This window comes from Pseudomonas sp. B21-031, from assembly GCF_024748985.1.
GTDB classification, from domain to species: Bacteria; Pseudomonadota; Gammaproteobacteria; order Pseudomonadales; family Pseudomonadaceae; genus Aquipseudomonas; species Aquipseudomonas kermanshahensis.
This window is the reverse complement of record NZ_CP087181.1, coordinates 351,978-363,080: the sequence shown is the minus strand read 5'-3', so window position 1 is coordinate 363,080 and position 11,103 is coordinate 351,978. Positions and strand designations below refer to the sequence as shown.

9 protein-coding genes and 1 pseudogene are annotated in these 11,103 nt (G+C 61.3%); 5 read left to right on the top strand and 5 right to left on the bottom strand.

The genetic code is table 11. The features are described from left to right. Positions 1-32: 32 nt before the first annotated feature. The 3 genes from dgcA to LOY53_RS01595 all read right to left on the bottom strand — a co-directional run bounded on the left by dgcA (position 33) and on the right by LOY53_RS01595 (position 3,694). Positions 33-2,093 carry a dimethylglycine demethylation protein DgcA gene (dgcA, locus tag LOY53_RS01605; RefSeq protein ID WP_027594294.1) on the bottom strand — a complete coding sequence of 687 codons (2,061 nt, stop codon included), beginning with the start codon at positions 2,091-2,093 and terminating at the stop codon, positions 33-35. A gap of 15 nt (positions 2,094-2,108) precedes the next feature. Continuing rightward, positions 2,109-2,639: a DUF5943 domain-containing protein gene (locus LOY53_RS01600; RefSeq protein WP_027594293.1), complete on the bottom strand. Its 531-nt coding sequence runs from the start codon at positions 2,637-2,639 to the stop codon at positions 2,109-2,111. Between the two features lie 77 nt (positions 2,640-2,716). Next, positions 2,717-3,694: a dipeptidase gene (locus LOY53_RS01595; protein WP_027594292.1), complete on the bottom strand. Its 978-nt coding sequence runs from the start codon at positions 3,692-3,694 to the stop codon at positions 2,717-2,719. 285 nt (positions 3,695-3,979) lie between these two features. On the opposite strand from LOY53_RS01595, the gene LOY53_RS01590 reads away from it, so the two are divergent. Then, on the top strand, positions 3,980-4,381 hold the full coding sequence (locus tag LOY53_RS01590) for a lysozyme inhibitor LprI family protein (RefSeq protein WP_027594291.1): 402 nt from the start codon (positions 3,980-3,982) through the stop codon (positions 4,379-4,381). Between the two features lie 55 nt (positions 4,382-4,436). Here the strand turns inward: LOY53_RS01590 and LOY53_RS01585 are convergent, their stop codons facing one another. Next, a complete protein-coding gene (locus LOY53_RS01585) occupies positions 4,437-5,381 on the bottom strand; it encodes a GlxA family transcriptional regulator (RefSeq protein ID WP_027594290.1) in 945 nt (314 codons plus the stop codon). Between the two features lie 147 nt (positions 5,382-5,528). Here LOY53_RS01585 and choX point away from each other — a divergent pair, with 147 nt between their 5' ends. The 4 genes and pseudogenes from choX (at position 5,529) to LOY53_RS01565 (ending at position 8,934) form a co-directional block, all read left to right on the top strand. Beyond that, entirely contained in the window at positions 5,529-6,473 is a 945-nt protein-coding gene (choX, locus tag LOY53_RS01580; RefSeq protein ID WP_252826453.1) for a choline ABC transporter substrate-binding protein, read from the top strand. A 104-nt stretch (positions 6,474-6,577) separates the two neighbouring features. Continuing rightward, positions 6,578-7,461, top strand: a pseudogene (locus tag LOY53_RS01575) (3-keto-5-aminohexanoate cleavage protein). 17 nt (positions 7,462-7,478) lie between these two features. Next, the gene (locus LOY53_RS01570; RefSeq protein ID WP_258703524.1) at positions 7,479-8,444 is read left to right on the top strand and encodes an L-carnitine dehydrogenase; all 966 of its coding nucleotides are present in this window, start codon (positions 7,479-7,481) and stop codon (positions 8,442-8,444) included. A gap of 10 nt (positions 8,445-8,454) precedes the next feature. Continuing rightward, positions 8,455-8,934 (top strand): thioesterase family protein, encoded by a 480-nt coding sequence (locus LOY53_RS01565; protein ID WP_258703523.1) that lies wholly within the window; start codon positions 8,455-8,457, stop codon positions 8,932-8,934. Between the two features lie 58 nt (positions 8,935-8,992). On the opposite strand, the gene LOY53_RS01560 is transcribed toward LOY53_RS01565, so the two are convergent. After that, the gene (locus LOY53_RS01560; RefSeq protein WP_252826450.1) at positions 8,993-10,909 is read right to left on the bottom strand and encodes a M12 family metallo-peptidase; all 1,917 of its coding nucleotides are present in this window, start codon (positions 10,907-10,909) and stop codon (positions 8,993-8,995) included. Between the last annotated feature and the right edge of the window lie 194 nt (positions 10,910-11,103).

The window sequence follows — 11,103 nt, the reverse complement described above, 5'->3', positions numbered from 1 at the left end:
CACAGGGGTTTACGGCGTTTATGCCCGCTGGATCAGAAATCCTTGCACAGGCGCAAGGCGTCGTAGATCGCCGCATGCACGTTGCGCTGGGCCACGCAGTCGCCGATGCGGTACAGCAGGTAGCCCTCGCCCGGCTGGCTGAGGATCGGCTGCGGCTTGATGGCGAACAGCGCCTCCACATCGATCTGGCCCTTGTTGCGCGAGCCATCTTTAAGCGCGTAGTACAGCTCCTCGTCAGGGCGCACGCCGTTCTCGATTACCACCTGGTCGACCACGCGTTCTTCCTTGGCGCCGGTGTATTCGTTCTCCAGCACCGCCACCAGCTTGTCGCCTTCGCGGTAGACCTTTTCCAGCATCATGTCGCCGGTCATGATCACTTCTTTGGGATACATGCTGCGGTAGTAGGTCGGGAAGGTCGTGCCGCCCATGGCCACGCCCGGCTTGATGTCGTCGGTGACGATTTCGACCTGGCTGCCCTTGTCGGCAATGTAGTCCGCGGTCGACATGCCGGTGAACTCGCAGATGGTGTCGTACACCAGCACGTTCTTGCCCGGCGCAACCTTGCCATCGAGCACGTCCCAGCTGCTGACTACCAGCCCTTCGGCCGCGCCCCAGTGCTCGTTCTGCTCAACGAACGGATGGCCGCCCACCGCCAGTACGATGACGTCCGGGCGCAGGTCCTGGATCGCGTCCACGCTAGCAGCGGTGCCCAGGCGCAGGTCGACTTTCAGGCGTGCCAGTTCCAGTTGGTACCAACGGGTGATACCGGCGATCTGGTCGCGCTGCGGTGCCTTGGCGGCGATGGTGATCTGCCCGCCGATCTGGTCTTTCTTCTCGAACAAGGTCACGTCGTGGCCGCGCTCGGCCGCCACGCGGGCGGCTTCCATGCCGGCTGGGCCGGCGCCAACCACCACCACCTTGCGCTTGACGCCGGTGGTCTTCTCGATGATGTGCGGCACGCCCATGTATTCACGGGAGGTCGCGGCGTTCTGGATGCACAGTACATCCAGGCCTTGGTACTGGCGGTCGATGCAGTAGTTGGCACCGACGCACTGTTTGATCTGGTCGATCTGCCCCATCTTGATCTTGGCGATCAGGTGCGGGTCAGCCATGTGCGCGCGGGTCATGCCGACCATGTCGACATAGCCGCCTTCGAGGATGCGCGTCGCCTGGTTCGGGTCTTTGATGTTCTGCGCGTGCAGCACCGGGACCTTGACCACTTCCTTGATGCCGGCCGCCAGGTGCAGGAACGGCTCCGGCGGGTAGCTCATGTTCGGGATAACGTTGGCCAGGGTGTTGTGGGTGTCGCAACCCGAGCCCACCACGCCGATGAAGTCGAGCATGCCGGTCGCGTCGTAGTACGCGGCGATCTGCTTCATGTCCTCGTGGCTCAGGCCATCGGGGTGGAATTCGTCGCCGCAGATACGCATGCCCACGCAGAAGTCGTCACCGACCTCGGCGCGCACCGCCTTGAGCACTTCCATGCCGAACTTCATGCGGCCTTCAAAGGTACCGCCCCATTCGTCGGTACGCTTGTTGACCCGCGGGCTCCAGAACTGGTCGATCATGTGCTGGTGCACGGCCGACAGTTCTACGCCGTCCAGGCCGCCTTCTTTGGCACGACGCGCAGCCTGCGCATAGTTGCCGATCACTCGCCAGATCTCTTCCACCTCGATGGTTTTGCAGGTGGCGCGGTGTACGGGTTCACGGATACCCGACGGCGACATCAGGGTCGGCCAGTTGAAGCCGTCCCAGCGCGAGCGACGGCCCATGTGGGTAATCTGGATCATGATCTTGGCGCCATGCTTGTGCATGGCGTCGGCCAGGTTCTGGAAGTGCGGAATGATGCGGTCGGTCGACAGGTTGACCGACGCCCACCACTCTTGCGGGCTGTCGATGGCGACCACCGACGAGCCGCCGCAGATCGCCAGGCCGATGCCGCCCTTGGCCTTCTCTTCGTAGTACTTCACATAGCGGTCGGTCGTCATGCCGCCGTCAGTGGCGTAGACCTCGGCGTGCGCGGTGCTGAGCACGCGGTTGCGGATGGTCAGTTTGCCGATCTGAATCGGCTGGAACATTGCTTCGAATGCCATGACGCTATCTCCGGCTTACAACGGCTTTGTAACGAACAGGCCATCTTCGTGGCCTTCTTCCGACCCGCCATAGACCTGCTCGGCCACGGTGCGGATCTTGCTGCCACGGGCAGCGAGAATCTGGTCCATTGCGCCGGCGAACCAGCCGGTGAACATGTAGTCGACCTTGCGGCCAACCTTGCCGTACACATAGACGAAGGCGGAGTGCTTGAGCTTGACGCTGCAGGTGCCTTTGTCCAGGTCGATGTCCTGGATCTCGAACAGGCCCCAGCCACGCTGGGACAGGCGCTTCATGTAATGCTCGAACACCGCCACGCCTTCCAGGCCATGGCACTCGGCTTCTTTTTCACACCAGTGCCAGGCCGACTTGTAGCCCGCCTTGTAGAGGATCTCGGCATAGGCGTCGGCGCCCAGCACTTCCTCGATACCGATGTGGTTGTTGACGAAGAAATGGCGTGGCACGTACAGCATCGGCAAGGCGTCGCTGGTCCAGACACCGGTCTCGCTGTCGACTTCGATTGGCAATTGCGGGGCGATCTTGGCCATGGAAACTCAACTCCATAAAATTTTTTATTGGGATGCCCCGGCGTTGCTGGCAGGGGCTTTCAGGCTTGGAGAGCGGCTTACTCGCCCCAGACATCCTTGAGGACGTTTACCCAGTTCTCGCCCATGATCTTGCGCACCACACGCTCGGAGTGGCCGCGCTTGAGCAAGGTCTCGGTGAGGTTGGGGAACTCGCCAACGGTGCGAATGCCCAGCGGGTTGATGATCTTGCCGAAGTTGGTCAGGCGACGGGCGTAGCCCTTGTCGTGGGTCAGGTATTCGAAGAAGTCCTGGCCGTGGCCCTGGGTGAAGTCGGTGCCGATGCCGATGGCGTCTTCACCGACGATATTCATGGTGTATTCGATGGCTTCGGCGTAGTCGTCGATGGTCGAATCGATACCCTTGGCCAGGAACGGCGCGAACATGGTCACGCCAACGAAACCGCCGTGGTCGGCGATGAACTTCAGCTCTTCGTCCGACTTGTTGCGCGGGTGCTCCTTGAGCCCCGACGGCAGGCAGTGCGAGTAGCAGACCGGCTTCTTCGATTCGAGGATGACTTCTTCGGAAGTCTTGGAGCCCACGTGGGACAGGTCGCACATGATGCCGACGCGGTTCATTTCGGCGACGATCTCGCGGCCGAAGCCCGACAGGCCGCCGTCACGCTCGTAGCAGCCGGTGCCGACCAGGTTCTGGGTGTTGTAGCACATCTGCACGATGCCCACGCCCAGCTGCTTGAACACGTCCACGTAAGCGATCTGGTCTTCGAACGCGTGGGCGTTCTGGAAGCCGAAGAGGATGCCGGTCTTGCCCAGTTCTTTAGCCTTGCGGATGTCGGCGGTGGTGCGCACCGGCATGACCAGGTCGCTGTTGTCGCGGATCAGCTTCTGGCTGGAGGCGATCTGGTCGACCGTGGCCTTGAACCCTTCCCAGACCGACACCGTGCAGTTGGCCGCAGTCAGGCCGCCTTTGCGCATGTCTTCGAACAGCTCGCGGTTCCATTTGGCAATGATCAAACCGTCGATGACGATGCTGTCGGCGTGTAATTCGGCTGGGCTCATCAGGCTGTCCCCTTTTATTGAGTTGGGTCACGCCGAACGTTGTGCCGGCGCTTTGGGGCCAGCATATGCCTGTGCCCCGAGGCGCCCCGATGCAAAAACGACAGGGGGTTTGCCGAAAGCGTCAATGCGCGACAACAGGCCCTCTGCGACGCTATCTGGCGATGAGAGACAGTCTCGATAACGACATTTTGCTCGCTTTCATGAACATTTCGTCAGGGAGCTACCGCGTTGCCTTCGGCTGAGCGAGAATCCCTGCGATTCGTCAGCCTGTTGAGGAGATAAAGGATGAAATCAATGGCATGCCTGGTACTGCTGGCCGTCGTGTCGGGCGCCCAGGCCGGCGAGGAAGAAAGCACCCCGTGCGACAACGTCGAGACCGACCAACAGACGTACGCGTGCGCGGCATTCAACAAGCAGACGGCCGAGCGGGAGCTGAAGTCGGCTTACGATGACTTGATCCAGCGCATTCGCGACCAGTATGCCGACGAAGCCGACCAGGCCAATGCCTTGGTGGGGCGTATGGAAGCGGCGGAAAAACTCTGGGCCCAACTGCGTGATGCCGATTGCAAGGTCGAGACCTTTGCCGAGAAGCCTGGGAGCAAGGCGTTCGAGGCGGCGTGGGGCACCTGTGTGGCACAGCGCAGTGATGACCGGTCGGAGTACCTGCAGTCCATCGGGCAGCAGTAAACCTGCACCGGCCTCTTCGCGGGCAAGCCCGCGAAGAGGCCAATACAGGTTTACTTCACACCGCTCTGGCCAGCCGATCCTCCCGCGGGCACCGCTGATACCGCGCCCGGTAACAGCGGGTAAAGTACGACGCCGACTCAAACCCACAAGCAACCCCCACCTCCAGCACACTCATGTCGGTCTGGCGCAGCAACTGCCGCGCCTTGTCCAACCGCAGCCGCAGGTAAAACCCGCTGGGCGTGTCGTCCAAGTGCAGCCGGAACAGCCGCTCCAGCTGCCGCCGCGTTACCTGCACCGCGTCGGCCAGCACTTGGGTATTCAAAGGCTGTTCGGTATTGCGCTCCATCTCGCCAATCACTTTCACCAGCTTCTTGTTGCTGATGCCATAGCGGCTGGCGATCTGCATGCGCTGGTGATCCTGTCGCGGGCGGATACGCCCAAGCACGAACTGCTCCGACACCTGCACCGCCAACTCACTGCCGTGGGCTTGCGCAATCAGGTCGAGCATCAGGTCGATCGAGGCCGTGCCGCCCGCGCAGGTGATGCGCCGCCGGTCGATTTCGAACAACTCTTGGGTCGCCTGCAAACCTGGGTAGTTTTCCTTGAACGCTTCCAGCGCCTCCCAGTGCACGGTAGCGCGATGGCCGTCGAGCAAGCCCGCCTCGGCCAGCACCACCGCACCGGTATCGATGCCGCCGAGTATCACCCCGTCATGATCGAGACGGCGCAGCGCCTGCTGCAGCGGCGGCCCATAACAGGCTAAAGGCTCGAAGCCGGCGACGATCAGCAAAATACCCCCCGCCTCGCCCGCGCCCAATGCCGCATCGGCGTTCACCGACATCCCATTGCTGGCCTGCACCGCGCCGCCATCCAGGCTCAGCACCTGCCAGCGATACGACGGGCCCTTGAAACGGTTGGCCACACGCAGCGGCTCCAGCGCACTGATAAAGCCCATGGCCGAGAAGCCGGGCAACAACAGGAAATGAATGATCTGCGGCATTGCATCGCTCCACAGTGAAGGTGGTCGCCAGGGTGCAAGTGTTGGTCGCCAGGGTGCGATTTTCCACCCCGACAGCAGCGTAGCGTGTTCACACGGTCCAGAGAGACCGATCCCCATAACAATATGCACTGCCGATGGAGAGCCACCATGCACAGCTTGATCCGCCGCAGCCTGTTGACCCTTGCCGTGAGCAGCATCGCCTCTACCCCGCTTCTAGCCGCCGAGCCCGCCGCCTGCCAGAACGTGCGCCTGGGCGTGGTCAACTGGACCGACGTCATCGCCACCAGCGCCATGGCCCAGGTATTGCTCGACGGCCTGGGTTACCAGACCAAGCAGACCAGCGCTTCGCAGCAGATCATCTTTGCCGGCATCCGCGACAAACGCCTGGACATGTTCCTGGGTTACTGGAACCCGATCATGACCCAGACCATCACCCCGTTCATCGACGCCAAGCAGGTCAAGGTGCTCGACAAGCCGAGCCTGGAAGACGCCCGGGCGACCCTGGCAGTGCCAAAGTACCTGGCCGACAAGGGGCTGAAGACCTTCGCCGACATTCATAAGTTCGAAAAGGAACTGGGTGGGAAAATCTACGGCATCGAGCCCGGCTCGGGGGCCAATACCCAGATCAAGGCGATGATCGCCAAGAACCAGTTCGGCCTGGGCAAATTCCAGCTGGTCGAGTCCAGTGAGGCCGGCATGCTCGCCGCGGTCGACCGTGCCGTGCGGCGCAAGGAGGCGGTGGTGTTCTTCGGCTGGGCGCCGCACCCCATGAACGTGAACATCGACATGGCCTACCTGGGCGACAGCCAAGACGCGCTCGGCCCTGACGAAGGCCGCGCCACGGTGTGGACGGTTACCGCGCCGGACTACGCCGAACGTTGCCCCAACGCTCACCGCCTGCTGGCCAACCTGAATTTCAGCGCCGAGGACGAGAGCCGCATGATGCAGCCGCTGCTCGACCACAAAGACGCGCTGGAGTCGGCCCGCCAGTGGCTCAAGGACCACCCCGAGGACAAGGCCCGCTGGCTTGAAGGGGTGACCACCTTCGATGGCAAGCCCGCTGCGGACAACCTCAAGCTTACCGCCAACTGATCCGGCCCTTTCGCAGCACAAGGCTGCTCCTACAGGTACAGCGTGATCCTGGGGGAGCGGGCTTGCCCGCGAAAAGGCCAGCACAGACACCACAAGGAACCGCCATGAACCACGACGTCATCATCACTTGCGCCCTCACCGGTGCTGGCGACACCGCCTCCAAAAGCCACCTGGTCCCGGTCACCCCCAGCAGATCGCCGAAGCCGCCGTCGAAGCCGCCAAAGCCGGCGCCACCGTGGTCCACTGCCACGTCCGCGACCCGCAAACCGGCCGCTTCAGCCGCGACGTGAACCTGTACCGCGAAGTCATGGAACGCATCCGCGAAGCCGACGTGGACATCATCGTCAACCTCACCGCCGGCATGGGCGGCGACCTGGAAATCGGCCCAGGCGAAACGCCCCTGGAATTCGGCCCAGGCACCGACCTGATCGGCCCGCTGGAGCGCTTGGCCCACGTCGAAGCGCTGCTGCCGGAAATCTGCACCCTCGACTGCGGCACCCTCAACTTCGGCGACGGCAACTCGATCTACGTCTCCACCCCGGCCCAACTGCGCGCCGGTGCCAAGCGCATCACCGAGCTGGGCGTAAAAGCCGAGCTGGAAATCTTCGACACCGGCCACCTGTGGTTCGCCAAGCAGATGATCAAGGAAGGCCTGCTCCACGACCCGCTGTTCCAGCTGTGCCTGGGCATCCCATGGGGCGCGCCGGCCGATACCACCACCATGAAGGCCATGGTCGACAACCTGCCCGCCAACGTCACCTGGGCCGGCTTCGGCATCGGCCGCATGCAGATGCCCATGGCGGCCCAGGCGGTGCTGCTGGGCGGCAACGTGCGCGTCGGCCTAGAAGACAACCTGTACCTGGACCGTGGCGTACTGGCCAGCAACGGCCAGCTGGTCGAGCGCGCGGTGGAGATCATCTCCCGCCTCGGCGCTCGCGTGCTGACCCCGGCCGAGGGCCGGGAAAAAATGAACCTCAAACGCCGCTGATCCCTCAGGAGACCGCTATGCCTTTCATCACCGAGATCAAGACCTTCGCCGCCCTGGGTAGTGGCGTGATCGGCAGCGGCTGGGTCGCTCGTGCGCTCGCCCACGGCCTGGATGTCGTCGCCTGGGACCCAGCCCCCGGCGCCGAGCAGGCCCTGCGCAAACGCATCGCCAATGCCTGGCCGGCGCTGGAAAAACAAGGCCTGGCGCCAGGCGCTTCGCCGCAACGTTTGACCTTCGTCAGTACCATCGAAGCCTGCGTGCGTGACGCCGACTTCATCCAGGAAAGCGCGCCAGAGCGCCTGGACCTCAAGCTCGACCTGCACGCGAAAATCAGCGCTGCGGCCAAGCCTGATGCGATCATCGGCTCCAGCACCTCGGGCCTGTTGCCCAGTGAATTCTACGAGTCGTCCACCCACCCTGAACGTTGCGTAGTCGGCCACCCCTTCAACCCGGTCTACCTGCTGCCGCTGGTCGAAATCGTCGGCGCCAAGCGCACCTCGCCAGAGGCCATCGACGCGGCAAAAACCATCTACACCGCCCTCGGCATGCGCCCGCTGCATGTGCGCAAGGAAGTCCCCGGCTTCATTGCCGACCGCCTGCTCGAAGCGCTGTGGCGCGAGGCGCTGCACCTGGTCAACGACGGCGTGGCGACCACCGGCGAAATCGACGATGCAATCCGCTTTGGTGCTGGCCTGCGCTGGTCGTTCATGGGCACTTTCCTCACCTATACCCTGGCCGGTGGCGATGCAGGCATGCGCCACTTCATGTCGCAATTCGGCCCGGCGCTTAAACTGCCCTGGACCTACTTGCCAGCCCCCGAGTTGACCGACAAGCTGATCGACGATGTAGTGGACGGTACCTCGGACCAACTGGGCGAACGCAGTATTGCGGCGCTGGAGCGCTACCGTGATGACACCCTGTTGGCAGTGCTGGACGCGGTGAAAACCAGCAAGGCCAAGCACGGCATGGCCTTTGGCGATTAAGGAGACTGCAATGCCCGCACTGATCACCTACCGCACCCCGGTCCAGGAAGACTGGGTGGATTACAACGGGCACCTGCGCGATGCCTATTACCTGCTGATTTTCAGCTATGCCACCGATGCATTGATGGAGGGTATCGGCCTGGATGCCGACAGCCGCGGGCAAAGTGGGCATTCGTTGTTCACGCTCGAAGCGCACATCAACTACGTGCACGAAGTGAAGCTGGGCAGCGAAGTGTGGGTGCAGACGCAGATCATCGGGTTCGATCGCAAGCGCCTGCACCTTTATCACAGCCTGCATCGGGCAGGCTTTGACGAGGCGTTGGCGGCCAGTGAGCAGTTGCTGCTGCACGTGGACCTGGCGGGGCCGAGGTCGGCTCCGTTTGCGCAGAACAGCACCGCGCTGCTGCAGGCGTTGATAGAGGAGCAGTGTGACCTGCCGCCTCCGGCCTATGCCGGACGCACTATCGGGCTGAGCGCCGGTAGCCAATGAACAGCAGCCCCGGCGCTCTCAGAGTGCCGGGGCCATCTGCTCAGTCAAGGTTGCGGTGTTACTCCACGCCCTTTGAAATCCGATAGGCATTACTGTTCATATAGTTGCTTTTGGTAGCCGTCAGGCCCTTGGGTAAATTCAGGTTGCTGACGTCATAGTTACGAATACTGAAGTCGCCCTGATACGGGCCGCTGTAGCAGTGCTTTCTCTTGGCGTCTGCGTTGGTGAAACATACTTTGCTGCCATCAAAACCCAGCACCTGCGCAGAACGGGACCTGCCAACATTCGAAGGACATTGGGCTTCGGTGTTCAGGGTCACCGTTTTCCCCTCCCCAACTGCAACCGTGCATAGCGGGCTCTTGAAGTTCTCTTGCGCATAAAGCCGAACGAAGGTGTCACCGGTTTTTTTGTAACTTACCTGAGTAACTGATCCGTTCATTGGCCAGCCTTTTACGCTGCGCTTCAGTTCGCCTGGCCAGGCCGAATCGAGGTCAAAGTTATTGATTTCGAAATTACCCGTGTAAGCCCCCGTAAAGCAGCGGTTCCTGGAGTCATCCGTATTGCGCAAGCACAACGTGTTCCCTGCCTGGAAGTTTTCGATTTTAGCGGAGCGAGAGGTGGTCAGTGACCGACAAAGGCTGTCTTTCACTATTGTCACGCTATCCTTCTGCAGGTACATCTCGCAGCTTTTTCCCCTGAAGCCGGACTGTTCGAACACTTTAATCTTGGCGGATTCGGCTGGAGAGGGATAAAAATTTTCTACAATGCCACGTCGCTCATTCAATGCTCGTGCAACGTCATTGTCCTTGACGGTCCCCATGGGAACGCCGGCGTAGCTCAGGCGCGGATTGGAGAAGTATGCAATGCGGGGGCAAGAGCGGCCTGTGCACTCATATGACATCTGCGTACGGAATGAAAAGAAAAGGCTCTTATTCCAGCGGTAGCCATGGATGTAAGACGGTGTCCTTGCGCCACCCGAGTTGTGCACCATACCGAAGTTATGGCCTATTTCATGAGCCAGCGAAGAGAGGCACGTCACTGCAGTGAACCCAGCGGCTTTGGAGGGCCCAGGCTTTCCGCCGCCACACAGGGAGTTATTGACCACTATCATGGAGACCAAATCCGCCAGCATGCCGTCCCGGGCCTGCGCCACGTCCTTCATGTAGTAGGTTACATCGTTAAGCAACTTCGAATATTCCTTGCCCGACTCATCGTAATTGGCAGCATAGATGCCGGCCAGTTCAAAGGTGATGTTGACCTTGCTGTTCTTCATGGTTTGATTCACGTCTTGCAACGCTTGGTTAAGGGTCAGACGTGGGTTGGGGTACTTGGCCCTCGATTGTTGGGTGGTGACGAACATCAGGCGGATGGTGCTATGTTCAGAGGTGGCGTGAGGCTGAACGCTCGCCGCTTGCGCCGCCACCGCCTTAGCCTCTGGGAGGGCATCCTGGGGCGCAAGCTTGGCTTCATCGATAGCCACAAGGGCATGTTGACCCGGGCTCACATACTCCAAACGGTAACGCTGCCCGTCGACCATGATCTCCCCTACCAACTGATCGCCTTGACGCACAATCGACAGGTAATACAGTGGGTCAAACTTGAGTTCCGAGGCAGACTTCGATTTCACAGCCGATGGTTTGTAACCCACCCAACCCTCCATCCCCTCGGGCAGGGCACTGTAAGTTTCCAGGTTAAAAGTCGCCGCCTTGCCGTCGGGCAGGGTGATTGCCAATGTGCGTGTTTCATTGCTGATGAGCGCCGGCTGCACATCGACCAGCAGCACATCCTTGTTAGCAGGGTCGTCAAGCAAGGTACGCATATAACCCGTTGTGTTCGCTTGCAGGTTAATGCGGCGTTGCTCGAACGAGAAGAGTTGGGCAGCAGCACCGCCGGTTGGCGGCGATGAGGCGTAGCAGAGCGAGGAGAACAGCAACCCCGCCCCCAATAGGCACGTTTTGGTCAGCATCTGTTTCATGGTTCAGTTCCTGTGGAATAGAGGAACTGAATTAATCAGCTGACGCTGCGACCGCCTACTCGTAGAGTTGCTAGGGAAACAGCTGCCAGGGAGGAAAAAATAACCCCGGAAAGCCGTGAGCATCCGGGGCCAAGAGCGAGCAACATCCACTGTGCACGAGCGAGGGTGACCAAACCCTCCGTTGCGGTAGATGG